The following is a 15,326-nucleotide window of genomic DNA, read 5'->3' as shown; positions in this document are numbered from 1 at the left end:
ACTTCTTAATTCTTAATTCTTAATTCTTAATTCTTAATTCTTAATTCTTAATTCCCTATTCCCCATCTCCTGGATTTCCCGTCGATAGCGGGGACGTGCTGGTATTCCCCAGCATACTTGCTGCTCTGGGATATTACTAAACACACTGCTGCGAGCACCAATAACAGCATTGGCTCCAATTTGGACACCGGGAGCAACGAAACAATCGGCGGCAATCCAGGCTCCATTACCAACACTAATCTCAGATGTGATTAAACCAAAGGCTGGGTCTTTCATATCGTGGCTACCAGTACAGAGGTAACATTTTTGAGAAATAACGCAATGACTACCAATGCGAATTCTATCCAAGCTGTATAAAACCACATCATCCCCAATCCAACTATAGTCACCAACTTCTACTTTCCACGGGTAAGTAAAACGAGCCGTGGGTCGAATGATCACATTAGTACCAATCTTGGCTCCAAATAGTTGTAACAGCCATCGGCGGAAACCATTGAAGTTATGAGGACTTAAGGGAAATGCGATCGCTTGCACTAACCACCAGAGTAAGATTAACCAGCCCGGACGTCCTCGGTCAAACCAAGATTGGTCGTACTGGCGTAAATCCACTAAGGGTTCTAAATCTAACGCTGGTAGTTTACTTAAGTCATTAGTCATAATTTAGACTCAGGTATTTGTAGAGACAACTGATGGCTTTGGCGTTACTGGTGTCTGTGCTGGTTCAGTTTTTTCTACATTCAGCTTACCGCTAAACTTTTGTAACTCATAGAGTTTGACACCAATTTGATATTCATACTGACTCAACAGGCGTCCATAAATGTACCCAGCTTTTCCATCTAAAAAGCCCAGCTGGATAAAGTAAAACAAAATAAACCGCAGTAATGGTTTAAACGGTAGTCGAACCCAGATTTTTTTCAGAAACCGCTTACGCTGCACTGCGTCTCCAAATAGATTTCCCCCGATGGTGCCAGAGTCATCTTTACCTGTTAGTAGATTCAGATAGACACGAGCTTCCCAATTGGAGTAGCGATTGTGCCGTTCTAGCCAATGGTAAATGTCCTTAAAGTCAATGTGCAGCATATCATTTTCAAGATAGCCAGCTTTGCCTTCTAGGACAACGTGTTCATGGACTTCGTTGTCTCCAGTATTGGGAATTCCTTCCGTTTTTAGGTTTTCGTAGCGACCTTTTTCGTGCTTAAACAACCGTAGATTCCAGTCTGGATATTTGCCACCAAAGCGAATCCATTTCCCGAGGAAGAATACTCTACGATTGATATAGTAGCCGTTATAATCAGGATTTTCGATTGCCACAGCAATTTCATCCCAAAGTTCTGGAGTAATGCGCTCGTCACAATCAACAATTAATACCCATTGATTACGGAATTCAATATTTTCTAAGCTCCAATTTTTCTTTTTGGGCCAAAACCCATCAAAATAGAATTGAACTATGTTTGCACCGTATTCTTCCACAATTTCAATGGAGCGATCGCTACTTTGGGAATCGACAACAAAGACTTCATCCGCTCTATTAACACTCTCAAGACAAGCTGGTAAATTAGCTTCTTCATTTTTGGCTGGAATTAGAACTGATACCGGAAGTTTAGTGTTAGGGGATTTCATAATTAAACACCTGCAATTGTGGAAGTTTTATGAAAAGTCTATTGGCCTAGAATAACTAACAGCAAACCTTAACTAAAATTAAGGCTTATCAGTCAACAGTTAACAGTCAACAATCAACCAAAATTATCTGTGCTATAGCAAAGGGAACAGGGAACAGCGGATCTGGGAACAGCGGATCTGGGAGTAGGGAATATCGCATCAAAATTCTCTCAATTCCTACACGGATTGCTATATAATATAATATTACCTCTTATCCAGTCTCATTAATTACTGGACTGGTTGTGGGATACAGAGGAGTTGCTCCTTTGTAGCATTCCTTTAATTACTGCACTCAGATAACCGATTTGACCATAGGCATAAACCAAATTATCAAAGCGCAGAGCTGGATTGCGGAAGTGCTTCAAGGATTTGTAGATTCCTCGGATCATTCGTTCACCTCCCCGTAAAAATTGGGCAGTACCAGCACGACCAACCAATTGTTCACGGTAACACTCGCTAATACCTTGCCACCAACCACGATTCAAAAACCAACGTTTATTGATTCGTTCTGGGGCAACATTGTGAGCTACTAGAGCATCAGGCAGATAAGCAACCTGCCAACCATCCTGGAGAGCTAATTCTGTCATATGTAACTCTTCATTAGATAACAGATTTTTACCCACACGACCTAAATTGACATCAAAACCACCGATTTCCTCCAGGAAAGTCCGCCTGATCGAGTAATTTAAACCTCTGGGAGTCAAACCAGGATTTTGGATCTTTTTTAGGGAATCACCTAGGTCATAAGCTCCCAAATTTCCGGCTAGGTCTGGTGATAACCAGGAGGGAGAGGTAATGCCATCTGGCCACAATAGGGTTACTTTACCACCAGCAATTGCTAGTTTCTCGTTACTTTGATAAGCTTGGTAAATTGTCTTAAGCCAACGGGCACTGGCAACCGCATCATCATCCAGATAAGCTAAAATAGCAGCACGGGCAGTGGCCGCCCCGGTGTTACGAGCCACGGATAAACCAAGTACGGGTTCATAAACATAGTTTAGTCGAGAGTTGTCCAAGCGTTGGTCAACTATGTTACGGGTGCGATCGCTTGAGGCATTATCGACCACAATTACTTCATAATCGGCAAAATCCTGCTGTAGCAAGCTATCAATGGCGGCACCCAAATATTCTTCGCGATTGTGGGTGCAGATGATGGCAGAAATTAGAGGCTCTGACATAGGGAACCTGATCGAAGAAGCTTCATTATTAGTATTCCCTACTCAAGCAGTATTGTTCAACCTTCTTTGGTCAGCGGTCAGTGGTCAGTGGTCAGTGGTCAGCTTATTTTATTCAAAAGCTCGCACCTCAAGTAGCCTGCCCTACGGCCAATGGCTATGCCCCTAGCGTGCGCGTAGCGCACGCTACTTGAGGTGCTATCAGCTATCAGTTATGAGCTATTAGCTATCAGCTATCAGCATTAAGCTTATGCCCTAGGCGCACGCTGCATTAGGTTGAAGGCTGACGGCTGACGGCTGACGGCTGACGGCTGAATACTTACCTTTGCAAAGATTCCCATACTTCGGTTTACTCTTTTTATAAGCATCTTTGAGAATTATTAATCCAATTTACCGAAACTCTTATTGGTTATGGCAGTTACTATCAAGCAGTTGAATCAATGGAAACAACAGGAGCGCCAGATTGTGGTGCTGACTGCTGCAGATTATGCGATCGCTCAGCTGTTGGATGAAGCGGGAGTAGACATAATCATGGTCGGGGATTCTCTAGCAATGGTTACGCTGGGTTACTCCACAACGCTGCCAGTGACCCTTGATGACATGATTCACCATGCCAAAGCGGTGTGTCGCGGTGTTAAACGGGCATTAGTGGTTTGTGATTTGCCGTTTTTGAGTTATCAGGAAAGTCCTCAGCAGGCAATCCACTCTGCCGGTCGAGTGTTGAAGGAAACTGGGGCAGTGGCAGTGAAGTTGGAGGGAGGATATCCTGCCATGGCTGAAACCGTGGGGAGGCTTACGGCTGTGGGAATTCCGGTGATGGGTCATGTAGGTTTAACACCCCAGTCTATTAATCTGCTAGGTTTACGGCAACAAGGAAAAACACCGGAAACTGGGGAGCGGATTTTGCAGGATGCGATCGCATTGGAGCAAGCGGGTGCCTTTGCTATCGTTTTAGAACATATTCCACCGGATTTAGCAAGGTCAATTACACAAAAATTAACTATTCCCACCATTGGCATTGGAGCTGGACCCCACTGTGATGGGCAGGTGTTAGTGACAGCGGATTTACTAGGGCTTTCCGAGCGCCAGCCACCCTTTGCTAAGTCTTATGGGAATTTGCGCCAGGTAATTACCCAAGCCGTGCAGGAGTTTAGTACTGAGGTTCGTTCTGGAAAATTTCCATTAGACCCATAATCAAGATATCATTGAAGTAAAAGCTTCACGATGAAAATAGATAGAAGATTTTTTCTTATTGGCTGGATTAGTGCGATCGCTTATGGATTTTTTTCCAAGCTTAATGCTCAACCCTATAATCCAGCAGCTAGAGGAAAAATTGTTATCAATCAAATAGGTTATTACCCAACTGGGCCTAAGTTGGCTTTCTTAATCAATGCCCCCAATTCGGAAAACAAGCAGGTTGAACTGGTTGATTTAATCACTCACAAAACGGTTTTTGTGACCAACCTGGGAAATTCCGTAAGCGATAAAGCCAGTAATGATAAAATTAGAGTTATTGATTTTACTAAATTCGATAAATCAGGTAGCTATTACCTCAAATACGGCTATAGTCAGTCTTATCCGTTTGGCATTGGTAAGCAAATCTATAAGGATACCTTTACAAAGCTACTCCGGTCATACTATTTGCAACGGTGCGGTGTTGCTGTAAATGATTCAGTATCTGGAGTAAAACATCCCCCCTGCCATCTCAAAGATGGGATTATTGCCCACAACGATGAGTTTCATAAAGCTGGTGACTTCAAATCTGCCCAAGGTGGCTGGCATAATTCTGGGGATTTTGCTAAATATGTTGCGCCAATGACAGTCACCATCGGACGGTTGTTAAGCTTGTACGAGCAATATCCTAAATTATTTAGGGACAACCAATTAACTATACCAGAAAGCGGCAATGGTAGACCTGATCTACTCGATGAGGTCAAAGTAGGATTAGATTGGCTGTTGAAGATGCAGCGGGAGGATGGTGCTGTCTACCGCAAGTTGTCAGGAAAGAATTGGCCAGGGGAAATTCTACCCAATCAAGATACTCAGCCACGGTACACTTTTGGTATCTCTACACCTGAAACTGGCAAGTTTGCAGCAGTAATGGCAATGGCTGCTAGAGTTTATACTCCCTTTGACAAGCAACTGGCTCAAACCTACTTACAAGCGGCACAGAAAGCCTGGGGGTTTCTCCGAAAACAGCGATCTATGAAGGTGGATTGGCAAGAAGGAGATGACACCGGTTCAGGTAAGTATCTTTTTGGAGAGTGGGATCAGCAAGAATCCTTAAAAACCGATCAAGATGACCGCTTCTGGGCAGCCGTAGAACTGTATATTACTACAGGGAAGACTAGCTACGAGAAATACTTAGCTAAAACTATCACCGCCTTCGACTATGGTGAGTTTGGTTGGAAAGATCCCTCTCCTCTAGCAATGGTTAACTATTTGGTGCAGAAACAAAGGAAGGGGTCAGACAAACTGAAATTAGAAATCACAGCTAGGCTGATGAGAAGGGCGGATAGTCTGATGGAAAAGATTAACCGTAGTGGCTACCGTTTAGCTATTAATAAATTCCATTGGGCATCTAATCACAAGATAGCTGAAGAAGGAATTACTCTACTCTATGCCTACCGCATCACTGGGAATCGAGGCTACTATAAGGCAGCTGTTGAGCAGTTAGATTATTTGCTGGGGCGCAATCATTTTAATCTTTGCTTTATTACCGGTGTTGGTAGCAACTCGGTGCGTCATGTACATCACCGGATTTCCCGAGCTAAAGGAATTGTCATCCCTGGTCTGATGGTAGGGGGTCCTAATACTGATGCCCAGGATGGGATTGCGCCTAAAGGGTTGGGAATGTTGAGTTATGTGGATGATGAGCGGTCTTGGGCTACTAATGAATATGCTATTGATAACAATGCTTCGGTGATTGCCTTGATGGGCATGGTGATGGCACAGACTTAATCATTGATAACATGATGTTCCTGGCCAGTCCAAAACCAGCCAGGAACTCTGGTTAAATCAAAAGATTATTTAGCGGCTTCCTCGCGTTCCTTCACTTCTTTAATTACCTCTTCTGCCACATTATTTGGGCAAGGGGCGTAGTGGGAGAACTCCATTGAGAACTGACCACGACCGGATGTCATAGTACGCAGGTCACCAATATAGCCAAACATCTCACTCAACGGTGCATCTGCCTTAATGCGAGCACCAGTAAGAGTTTTCTCCTGAGACTTAATCATCCCACGGCGGCGATTGAGGTCACCAATTACATCCCCCATGTAATCTTCTGGTGTGAATACATCCACTTTCATAATTGGCTCTAACAATTGAGGTGAAGCCTTACCAAAGGATTGCCGATAAGCAGCCCTGGCCGCAATTTCAAAGGCTATAGCCGATGAGTCTACGGGGTGGTAGGCACCATCAGTCAAGGTAACCTTGAAGTCAACACAAGGGAATCCAGCCAACAGACCCTTTTGAATACTGCTCTCAAAGCCCTTTTGCACAGCAGGCCAAAATTCTCTGGGGACATTACCACCAGTGACCTTGGACTCAAACTGGAAGCCAGTACCGGTTTCACCAGGTTCAATAACGTAATCGATTTTACCATATTGACCAGAACCACCAGACTGCTTCTTGTGGGTATAGCTGTCTTCGATGCGCTTAGTAATGGATTCACGGTATGCCACCTGGGGCTTACCTACCTCCACATCAACGCCATGAGTCCGTTTCAGGATATCAACCTTAATGTCTAGGTGCAGCTCACCCATGCCCTTAATGATCGTTTCGCCACTTTCCTGGTCAGTTTCAACGTGGAAAGATGGGTCTTCCTGAACCATCTTGCTTAGGGCAATGCCCATTTTCTCAGACGAACCTTTTTTCTTAGGTGCGATCGCAATGGAAATCACGGGGTCTGGGAAGACCATCGGCTCAAGAGTAGCAGGATTTTTCGGGTCACAGAGGGTATGCCCAGTCTGGACATTTTTCATCCCAACGATGGCAACAATATCACCTGCCTGGGCAGAGTTAATTTCTTCCCTGGAATCCGCATGCATTTCTACCAAACGACCAATACGCTCAGTTTTACCGGTGAAGGTATTAAGTACTGTGTCACCCTTGGATAAGGTTCCTGAGTAGATACGGGTAAAGGTCAGAGCACCAAAGCGGTCATCCATGATCTTAAATGCCAAGGCACGCAAAGGTTTTTCTGGGTCAACATAGGCAAGTGTACCGGTTTCGTTACCTTCTAGATCGATTTCTGGCTGAGGTTTGACTTCAGTGGGATTCGGCAGGTAGTCAACTACAGCATCAAGTACCAACTGCACTCCCTTATTCTTGAAGGATGAACCGCAGTAGGTAGGGAAGAAAGCCAGCTCACGAGTTCCCTGGCGAATGCAACGCTTAAGGCTTTCGAGATCTGGTTCTTCCCCTTCTAGATACTGTTCCATCACCTCGTCATCCTGCTCCACAGCCATTTCAATTAACTGCTCGCGGTAGGTTTCCACATCATCAACCATGTTGGCGGGAACATCTTGAAGCTCATAGTTCATGGGATCCCCAGACTCATCCCATACCCATGCCTTACGGGTTAGCAAATCCACTACACCCACAAAATCGTTCTCAGTTCCGATCGGCAGTACCATTACCAGAGGCTTAGCACCAAGGACATCTTCTACCTGCTTAACAACTCGGTAGAAATCAGCCCCTAGACGGTCAAGTTTGTTTACGTAGATAATTCGAGCAACTTTTGAGTCATTGGCGTAGCGCCAGTTAGTTTCTGACTGGGGTTCTACACCACCTGAGCCACAGAAAACACCAACGCCACCGTCGAGAACCTTCAGAGAACGGTAAACTTCAATGGTAAAGTCTACGTGACCTGGGGTATCAATAATGTTGAGTTGGTGGTCTTTCCAGAAACAACTGGTGGCGGCAGACTGAATAGTAATACCGCGCTCTTGTTCCTGTTCCATAAAGTCCGTTGTAGCTGCACCTTCGTGAACCTCACCAATTTTGTGGATTTTCCCGGTAAGTTTTAGTATCCTCTCTGTTGTAGTTGTCTTGCCTGCGTCCACGTGAGCAAAGATACCGATATTTCGATAAGCAGTGAGGTCTTTCATAGTTACTCCTTATATTTACTCCTTAATAAAATTTAAACAAAATCTATGCATATTAACAACAGTATGCCCTGATGGGGTATCATTGTTATCCTGATGGACAAGCAAGAGGAAATATCAATCAGAGAATAACCAGCCCTCGCCATCATTGCCTGCTCAAAAAAATTAATCAGGGAACGACGGTTTGTAGGACTATCAATTATCCACAGTCAAGCCACAGAGCTTTGGAAAATGCGATCGCTATTTTTTGGGCTAGTTGAATAGTCTGCTTGTGTCACCTAATAGCCCTTATCCGTAAGAAAAAAACTCAATTTGCGGAACCAATGGATCTTGAACAACACCCACACCAACAAACCCCCACCGTTCAAGCAAATTCTTCAACTGACTCCCTGAAACCGACTCTACAGAAAATTCGTCAGCTAAATCAGCAGCGTGGGTATTGAGATAACTCAGGGCATCAAAGTGTTCGCGAAACATCAACAGATATCCAGCTCCAGCCTCTGGGCTACCAGCTTTCGGTTGGGCAACTATATAACGACCGTTCCTTCTAGAAAGAATCAGATAATGAATTTGGGTGAACATCTTGAAAATAGGTAAGCATTCAGCTATCAGCAGTCAGCAGTCAGCTAATCAACGGAAGGTATAAAATCAGCTTACTGAGTGGTACTGCTGCTTGAAAATCCCTGCTCATTTTACTCATCCGACCCAGTGCAGTGAAAGTGTCTGCTAGCACATCAATTAGCGTGCGGGTAGCGCATTAGCTGATAGCTGATAGCTGATCGCTGACGGCTGAATACTTACGAAAATAGTGCTGAGGCACGTCCGCGAGTTAGCAAGGCAGCTATGCTGAAGGCATAAGGCAGGAGGTATTAGGGACAATAGTTTCAGTTTTTTTTCCTGATTTAATCAAAGGTCTTATTCTATTTTGGTTGTCAAAAAAAATTGACCTCAAAAGGGAATTTCGGACAGTAAGTATTCAGCAGTCAGCGGTCAGCGTTCAGCTTATTCTATTCAAAAACTGTCGCACCTCAAGTAGAATGGCACAGACTTCGACGCTTTGAAGCATAGGCTTTTGGCTAATGGCTGATTGCTGTTCGCGTAGCGTGCGCATAGCGCTTATGCTGATTGCTTACATTGTCTATTTCAAATCTTCTAGACGAATTCGAGGATCAACCACTTTTAGTAGCAAGTCTGCTAACAAATTCCCCAAAATCAGCATTGTAGCCCCCATCATCAAGCTTCCCATTACCAGATAGAGGTCTTGAGCAGTTACCGCCTGTAAAATCAAACGACCTAAACCTGGCCAGTTGAAGAAAATTTCAGCAATAAATGAGCCACTGAGTAGAGAAGCAAACTCAAAGCCAAGGATGGTAATCAGAGGATTGATAGCATTGCGCAAGGCATGGATATAAATAACTCGATTTTCTGGTAGTCCCTTAGCACGAGCGGTCTGAATGTAGTCTTGCCGTAGCACATCCAGCAATTCACCCCTAGTAATTCGCTGTAGACCTGCAAAACTAGTAATCGATAAAGCTATAGTTGGCAAAATCATATGCCAGCCAATATCCAAAACCTTTCCAATGGCGGATAAATCATCATGATTGATACTGGTCATACTACCTACAGGAAATAAGGGGGAAAGATTCTGGGCGAGTATGAGCAGCAACAGAGCAGTGATTAGGCTGGGGAAACCCTGACCTGTGTAGCTAATGACTTGCAGGAATCGGTCAGTGGTTCGATTCTGATTAACAGCAGCCAGGATACCGAGAGGAATTGCGATCGCCCAAGTAATAAAGATTGAGGCTACGGCTAAGAGTAAGGTGGCTGGTATCCGCTCTAATAACAAAGATGACACAGGACGGAAGTAAGCGAAACTAGTACCAAAGTCAAACTTGGTCACAACTCGTACTAGCCAACGCCAATACTGAACAATTGCTGGCTGATCTAAACCAAATTGCTCCTTGAGTTCCTCGATTCGTTCTGGGGAAATTTTGGGATTTTGCCTGAGGGTATCCAAAAAATCTCCTGGTGCAAGCTGAATAATGGCAAAACTTAGAGCAGATGCCAACAGCAAGGTCAAAAGACCCTGCAACAGTCGCTTGACCACGTATAGAAAGGTCTCACTCGTGACCAGAAGTTTTAGTCTATGCCAAGCCCCATCAAACCGATTGATAATGCTAGAATCTCTAGTAGAAGAAGTCATATAATAGTCGTTAGTTGTTAGTCATTCGTCATTGCTTTAAAGTCCTTTAATTCTTAATTCTTAATTCTTAATTCTTAATTCTTAATTCTTAATTCTTAATTCTTAATTCTTAATTCTTATAAACTTATCTTTTGAGCAATGACTAATAAGTAATGGTTAACTAATAGTCAACCAGGGTGATCAAGGGAACATCAGGCAGTTGCTGACGTCCACCTAAAGCCCGTAATTCGATGATAAAGCCAAGACCTACCACTTGACCGCCTGCTTGTTCTACCAGCTTGACTGTAGCTGCTGCCGTTCCTCCAGTAGCTATTAAATCATCAATAATCACAACCTGGGAGTTAGGTGTGAAAGCATCTTGATGGACTTCCAACGTATCTGTGCCGTATTCTAGATCATATTCAGCCGAGTATACCGCTGCTGGTAGCTTACCTGGTTTGCGCACTGGGACAAACCCAGCCCCGAGTTGGTAAGCTATGGGTGGTCCAAATATAAAACCACGAGACTCCATACCAACAACGTAATCAGCTCCTACTCCTGCTTGCTGAAACTTTTGAGCTAAGGTATCGATAGTGTACCGCAGTCCTTCTGGATTTCTCAGGAGGGTAGTGATATCCCTAAATACAATCCCTGGTTTAGGAAAGTCAGGGATATCGCGAATCAGAGATTTTAAATCCATCGGTAGGTGAACTTAGTTATCAATGGGGTTTGACTCAAACTATAGCTTGCCATTCCCTTTCTGTAAAAGCGTACACTAGAAAGCTGAACCTTGGGTGATTCCTTGGAACAAATCTATTCAAGAGGTTTTCACTGTTAGGATAAGCGCAAGGAGAGTGAATCTTTCGATCGACCGTAATGCTGACCAATAGTCCTGCTTCCCAGTCAAAGCCAATCATTTTAGATAGTCTACCTGATTTCAGGATTCCAGCTCAGGGCTGTCCACCACGAACTCGGCTGCATATTGACCTAATTTTACTCGCCATTGAAGCTCTCGAACTGGGAGGTTCTGAGGCGATGCTATTGGCGGCTAGAGAGCTGGAACTTCAGGACATTATTAAAAATCGTGTTGTTCTGTGGCGTATGCGCTCTACCAATCCCTGGCGGCGCTCTTACACACGACGTCCTCTAAGTCCAGAAGAAGCTAAGGCTTTAGTGGTGATTGCTAGTCATATGGCACGCCGAATGACCGTTCTGATTCGGCAGTTGTTGACGGCTTATGAACAACTGCTGGAAAAGCAGGTACCTCTAGAACAACATTTTCGCCTATCTAAGTATTTGGAAAGGTTCCAGGCTCATTTTCGCAGCCGGATGAATCCCCGTCGCTCTAAAGTTGCTGCCTATAACTCTGAAGAAAAGTTGAATCAACTGGCAATTTCTCTATTGAGTGAGCTTCTGTTCTGTACAGGCACTTCTGGAAGACAAAGATTATGGACTAGTTTGTTTGATGGGGAATTGCCTTGAATGTTGCCGTTGCTGATTATCGCCATGCCATCAAGTATCAAGTAATAGTCAGGTGACTTATCAATTAGCCATTATCAATTACCCATTATTCATTACCCATTATCCATTACCCATTCCCTCAATGCTAGTCTAAGAGGTTGAAGGGGATTTTTCAGCAGGAACAGCCGATGACAATTCGACGCCAGTACAGTCTTCCCAACTGTACCCTTATCCTGGAGGGTTGGAGTAATAGTACCACAGGGGGTGGGTTACAGCCAGATCCCCGACCATTGCTGACAACTCTAACTAATGCGGAATGCCATTTAGGGGCTATGAACCAACCCCTCAGTGGTGGGCGGGATTTTTTTGAGGACTTGGTACATAGTGTAAGCAGCTATGCTCAGCAATTTTTGTCTAAAGTGCCTCACCCCCAACCCCATAGTGAGAAACCAGCTAAGGTGCATCTGCAGAAAGTCGAGGACAAGAATTTGCATCGACTGACACTGCTAGATACTTCTGGGTCAGGAGCAATGACCAACTCAGCTAAACCTCTCCATGTAGATTTGAACACAGTGCAGTTGTTTGACTTGGTTGAGGCGATTGACCAGTTTTTGGCTGATGGACGAACCTTACCAGATATTAGTGTTTCGTTGCAGCCCGTTTCTAAGCACTATCGCCAAGCTGAAAAACCCGTAACCGAGCGTACTGCCCCCGCTGCACTGGGCATGGCAAGTTTGGCTCTAGCTGCGATCGCATTTTTCTTTGTACCGATTCCAGAAGTACGGGAACCCGAACCTTCCTTATCACAGGAAAATGCCAATGAAACTACTACCCCAACTGGGGAGAGTGACCCTCAGGTAACACCAACACCAACACCAAAGGGAACACCACTCTCCATCGAGGAGCTAGAAAAAGTGCTCACAACTGCACCAGAAATTACTGATCCCACAGAGTTGCGGTATATACAAAGAAGCCTGCAAAAGCGAATTTTTCGAACTTGGGGGAACCGGGAACAGTTTGCTGGGAATTTAAAATATCAGGTTAGTGTTGGCAGAGATGGCGCGATTTTAGGCTACAAACCCGTTAAGGGCACACCCTTGGATGGGGCAGAGCAAACCCCCCTACCTGAATTGCTGTACACCAAAACTACAGGCAATATTGCTACCCAAGAACCTATTGCTCAGTTTCAGGTGTTATTTAAACAAGGGGAAGACGAAGGGATTCTCGAAATCAGTCCTTGGAATGGTTATATGGGTAAGATTACCCTAGGTCCAGAAATTACTGACAGCGCTGTCATGAACGATTTGAAAGGCAAGGTGTCTCAGCAAATTCGTGACAGTTGGAATAAAACCTCCAGCTATCCTCAAGATTTAACGTATCGGGTAGGTGTGACTGAAGAGGGTATCATTGCTGATTATGAAGCAATTGATAAAGAGTCTTGGGATTACTCCCAAGAAACTCCTCTAGAACGCCTAATCAAGCCAGCAGCAGCTGGCATTGGTGGCGAAGGGACTGGGTTAGTACCCCAGAAGCCCCTTGGTCATTTTCGAGTAGTGTTTAAAACTAATGGTGAGTTAGATGTTAGTCCCTACAGGAGCAAGCAATAATTTCCTGTGGCTAATTGAACCTTGGCTGATACCCAGTTGCATTATTGGTTGACCGTTAACCATTGCTTGTATCTATTCAAAACTCAACACTCAATACAACTTTTTAAAATTAAAATCCCCCCTGGAGTAGGGGGGATTTTCAACGAAACATACTGCTGACAGAAGAGTCTTCATGAATACGCCAGATGGTTTCACCCAATAAGTTAGCCACTGAAAGCACTGTCAGCTGTGGAAACCGTTTGGCTTCTGGTAGTGGAATAGTATTGGTAACAATTACTTCTTCAAACACTCCACTAGAGAGGCGCTCTATAGCTGGTGGCGAAAACACGGCATGGGTTGCACAAGCATAGACTTGGCGAGCCCCTTCTTGACGCAGTACTTTGCCAGCTTCACAAATCGTGCCAGCAGTGTCAATCATATCATCGACTAGCACCGCAGTTTTACCCTTGACATCCCCAATCACATTCATCACTTCAGCGATATTGTGAGCTTGCCTGCGCTTGTCAATAATGGCAAGGGGGGCATCATATAGCTTTTTGGCAAAGGCTCTGGCTCTAGCCACACCACCAACGTCCGGCGAAACTACTACTAGATCACTTAGGTGCTTAGAAGCCAGATATTGTAGCAATACTGGTGAACCGTAGACATGGTCACAGGGGATATCGAAATAACCTTGAATTTGAGCGGAGTGCAAATCCATTGCCAAAATGCGATTAGCACCAGCTCCAGTAATCAGGTTAGCCACCAGCTTGGCTGTAATGGACTCACGCCCCGCCGTTTTACGGTCTGCTCGCGCATAACCATAGTAAGGAATCACAGCAGTAACTTGCCGCGCTGAGGCTCGACGGCAAGCATCGATCATAATGAGTAACTCCATCAGGTAATCATTCACCGGATAGCAAGTCGGTTGAATCAGGTAAACATCACACCCTCTGATCGATTCTTGAATTTGGACATAGAGCTCCCCATCAGCAAATCGTTTCCGTAGCATCGGTCCCAAGTCGAGGCCTAGATAACGTGCTACTTCCTGAGAAAGGGAAACATTTGCCGAACCAGAAAATAGTCTTAAACGATTGTTAGCGGCAATCTGGGGCAGAATAGGTTGAAGCTCTAAAGTAACTGAACTGCTCACAGCAAACCCTCGAAGCTTATTTCAACGCGATCTTAACATTCTAAGAATATCCTTTTTATAATAATTTTTATAATTATTTATTTAAATTTAATTAATATTTTATTAATTTTTATAGCGTTGACCTGACAGAGGTGTTGACTAAAGACACTATATATAGTGTCTTGCTATCATACGAACCTGAGAACTCAAGCAGTTTTTTTTAAGTTTCTTACTAAAATACGAAAATTAACTATTGTACTTAATTAGAACAACTGTATATCTACTCAAGTAAGGTAGTTATTTAAGATAGTTCTACCCCAAAATAAGATAGCAATGAACATGTAGTGATGTTCTAATAAACCCGAACAACATATATAGCGGTTCTCCTATTCATTAGGTACAGAGAATTTTTTACCTATTCCCTATTTATTTACTATTCCCTATTCCCTATTTACTATTCCCTACAGCAATTACGCAATAACTATACTTGTAAGGTCTAATTCGGTATCCTACACCATAAGGGTGTTTAGAGTCTAGTTTTGGGTAAACCTTGATGTATATAGTGATCAACTTATCTGTGGCTCAACTCTGTGGCTCAACGGAACGGTTGGAATCCATCGATGGAGTTCCAAAGCAACTTGACACTCCCCGGTCTAAAGACGCGGGGATTCTTGCTTCAACGAGTCAGCTTGCTCAACCAAACCGGAGTCAGGAAGAGTAGAGGCCAATTCTCCACAAGCGTTCTGGTCTGTGACCAAGGTTCCGATGTGCCCCACCGTACCTAAGGCTCTGTTAAGGATGTTGACTGCGGCATTGTGATCCCTGTCTAATTCACAGCCACACTTACAGATGTGAGTCCTGGTTGACAGTGACTTCTTCACGACCTCGCCGCATTCAGAACAATTTTGGCTTGTATAAGCAGGATTTACTGCGACAGTTATCCTGCAAAATTTTTTACCAAAATGCCTGGGGGGGCGACAAGCGCCCTGTAACCCTTGATATATCTTAAATTGACCAAAT

The 15,326-nt window shown here is 44.2% G+C and carries 15 protein-coding genes; 6 read left to right on the top strand and 9 right to left on the bottom strand.

What is annotated here, in order from left to right:
• Positions 1–33: 33 nt before the first annotated feature.
• From hpsU to BJP37_RS31410, 3 genes are all read right to left on the bottom strand, one after another.
• Positions 34–657, bottom strand: a complete 624-nt coding sequence (gene hpsU, locus BJP37_RS31420; protein WP_075904841.1) for a hormogonium polysaccharide biosynthesis acetyltransferase HpsU — start codon at positions 655–657, stop codon at positions 34–36.
• Between the two features lie 9 nt (positions 658–666).
• On the bottom strand, positions 667–1,620 hold the full coding sequence (locus tag BJP37_RS31415) for a glycosyltransferase family 2 protein (protein WP_075904839.1): 954 nt from the start codon (positions 1,618–1,620) through the stop codon (positions 667–669).
• A gap of 263 nt (positions 1,621–1,883) precedes the next feature.
• Positions 1,884–2,837, bottom strand: coding sequence for a glycosyltransferase family 2 protein (locus tag BJP37_RS31410; protein ID WP_075904837.1), 954 nt, complete (start codon positions 2,835–2,837; stop codon positions 1,884–1,886).
• A gap of 408 nt (positions 2,838–3,245) precedes the next feature.
• Here BJP37_RS31410 and panB point away from each other — a divergent pair, with 408 nt between their 5' ends.
• Together panB and BJP37_RS31400 are read left to right on the top strand one after the other, a co-directional pair.
• Positions 3,246–4,028, top strand: coding sequence for a 3-methyl-2-oxobutanoate hydroxymethyltransferase (panB, locus tag BJP37_RS31405; RefSeq protein ID WP_075904835.1), 783 nt, complete (start codon positions 3,246–3,248; stop codon positions 4,026–4,028).
• Between the two features lie 30 nt (positions 4,029–4,058).
• Positions 4,059–5,795 (top strand): glycoside hydrolase family 9 protein, encoded by a 1,737-nt coding sequence (locus BJP37_RS31400; RefSeq protein WP_075904833.1) that lies wholly within the window; start codon positions 4,059–4,061, stop codon positions 5,793–5,795.
• 65 nt (positions 5,796–5,860) lie between these two features.
• On the opposite strand, the gene fusA is transcribed toward BJP37_RS31400, so the two are convergent.
• On the bottom strand, positions 5,861–7,948 hold the full coding sequence (gene fusA / locus BJP37_RS31395; RefSeq protein WP_075904831.1) for an elongation factor G: 2,088 nt from the start codon (positions 7,946–7,948) through the stop codon (positions 5,861–5,863).
• Positions 7,949–8,019: 71 nt separating this feature from the next.
• Between fusA and BJP37_RS37885 the strand changes: the two genes are divergently transcribed.
• Complete coding sequence (locus tag BJP37_RS37885) at positions 8,020–8,205, top strand: hypothetical protein (RefSeq protein ID WP_143727885.1); 186 nt, start codon at positions 8,020–8,022, stop codon at positions 8,203–8,205.
• Between the two features lie 28 nt (positions 8,206–8,233).
• On the opposite strand, the gene BJP37_RS31390 is transcribed toward BJP37_RS37885, so the two are convergent.
• The 3 genes from BJP37_RS31390 to BJP37_RS31380 all read right to left on the bottom strand — a co-directional run bounded on the left by BJP37_RS31390 (position 8,234) and on the right by BJP37_RS31380 (position 10,827).
• Positions 8,234–8,527, bottom strand: coding sequence for a hypothetical protein (locus BJP37_RS31390; protein ID WP_075904829.1), 294 nt, complete (start codon positions 8,525–8,527; stop codon positions 8,234–8,236).
• Between the two features lie 556 nt (positions 8,528–9,083).
• Positions 9,084–10,148: an ABC transporter permease gene (locus BJP37_RS31385; RefSeq protein ID WP_075904827.1), complete on the bottom strand. Its 1,065-nt coding sequence runs from the start codon at positions 10,146–10,148 to the stop codon at positions 9,084–9,086.
• Between the two features lie 160 nt (positions 10,149–10,308).
• Positions 10,309–10,827, bottom strand: a complete 519-nt coding sequence (locus tag BJP37_RS31380) for an adenine phosphoribosyltransferase (RefSeq protein ID WP_075904825.1) — start codon at positions 10,825–10,827, stop codon at positions 10,309–10,311.
• Between the two features lie 176 nt (positions 10,828–11,003).
• On the opposite strand from BJP37_RS31380, the gene BJP37_RS31375 reads away from it, so the two are divergent.
• Positions 11,004–11,609, top strand: coding sequence for a DUF3038 domain-containing protein (locus BJP37_RS31375; protein WP_075904823.1), 606 nt, complete (start codon positions 11,004–11,006; stop codon positions 11,607–11,609).
• A 167-nt stretch (positions 11,610–11,776) separates the two neighbouring features.
• A complete protein-coding gene (locus tag BJP37_RS31370) occupies positions 11,777–13,195 on the top strand; it encodes a DUF4335 domain-containing protein (RefSeq protein ID WP_075904821.1) in 1,419 nt (472 codons plus the stop codon).
• 139 nt (positions 13,196–13,334) lie between these two features.
• Here BJP37_RS31370 and BJP37_RS31365 read toward each other — a convergent pair whose 3' ends face one another.
• Positions 13,335–14,327: a ribose-phosphate pyrophosphokinase gene (locus BJP37_RS31365; protein ID WP_075904819.1), complete on the bottom strand. Its 993-nt coding sequence runs from the start codon at positions 14,325–14,327 to the stop codon at positions 13,335–13,337.
• Between the two features lie 532 nt (positions 14,328–14,859).
• Here BJP37_RS31365 and BJP37_RS41770 point away from each other — a divergent pair.
• Entirely contained in the window at positions 14,860–15,027 is a 168-nt protein-coding gene (locus BJP37_RS41770) for a hypothetical protein (protein ID WP_198954367.1), read from the top strand.
• On the opposite strand, the gene BJP37_RS31360 is transcribed toward BJP37_RS41770, so the two are convergent.
• Positions 14,960–15,247: a zinc ribbon domain-containing protein gene (locus BJP37_RS31360; protein WP_438941546.1), complete on the bottom strand. Its 288-nt coding sequence runs from the start codon at positions 15,245–15,247 to the stop codon at positions 14,960–14,962. The genes BJP37_RS41770 and BJP37_RS31360 overlap by 68 nt on opposite strands.
• Positions 15,248–15,326: the final 79 nt, after the last annotated feature.

This window comes from Moorena bouillonii PNG (assembly GCF_001942495.1).
GTDB lineage: Bacteria > Cyanobacteriota > Cyanobacteriia > Cyanobacteriales > Coleofasciculaceae > Moorena > Moorena bouillonii.
The sequence above is the reverse complement of the archived record's forward strand: the minus strand, read 5'-3'. Positions and strand labels throughout refer to the sequence as shown.

Bases quoted from the DNA above. Each gene is read 5' to 3' on its own strand.
- hpsU (WP_075904841.1), bottom strand. From the start codon at position 657: ATGACTAATGACTTAAGTAAACTACCAGCGTTAGATTTAGAACCCTTA.
- BJP37_RS31415 (WP_075904839.1), bottom strand. From the start codon at position 1,620: ATGAAATCCCCTAACACTAAACTTCCGGTATCAGTTCTAATTCCAGCC.
- BJP37_RS31410 (WP_075904837.1), bottom strand. From the start codon at position 2,837: ATGTCAGAGCCTCTAATTTCTGCCATCATCTGCACCCACAATCGCGAA.
- panB (WP_075904835.1), top strand. From the start codon at position 3,246: ATGGCAGTTACTATCAAGCAGTTGAATCAATGGAAACAACAGGAGCGC.
- BJP37_RS31400 (WP_075904833.1), top strand. From the start codon at position 4,059: ATGAAAATAGATAGAAGATTTTTTCTTATTGGCTGGATTAGTGCGATC.
- fusA (WP_075904831.1), bottom strand. From the start codon at position 7,948: ATGAAAGACCTCACTGCTTATCGAAATATCGGTATCTTTGCTCACGTG.
- BJP37_RS37885 (WP_143727885.1), top strand. From the start codon at position 8,020: ATGGGGTATCATTGTTATCCTGATGGACAAGCAAGAGGAAATATCAAT.
- BJP37_RS31390 (WP_075904829.1), bottom strand. From the start codon at position 8,527: ATGTTCACCCAAATTCATTATCTGATTCTTTCTAGAAGGAACGGTCGT.
- BJP37_RS31385 (WP_075904827.1), bottom strand. From the start codon at position 10,148: ATGACTTCTTCTACTAGAGATTCTAGCATTATCAATCGGTTTGATGGG.
- BJP37_RS31380 (WP_075904825.1), bottom strand. From the start codon at position 10,827: ATGGATTTAAAATCTCTGATTCGCGATATCCCTGACTTTCCTAAACCA.
- BJP37_RS31375 (WP_075904823.1), top strand. From the start codon at position 11,004: ATGCTGACCAATAGTCCTGCTTCCCAGTCAAAGCCAATCATTTTAGAT.
- BJP37_RS31370 (WP_075904821.1), top strand. From the start codon at position 11,777: ATGACAATTCGACGCCAGTACAGTCTTCCCAACTGTACCCTTATCCTG.
- BJP37_RS41770 (WP_198954367.1), top strand. From the start codon at position 14,860: ATGTATATAGTGATCAACTTATCTGTGGCTCAACTCTGTGGCTCAACG.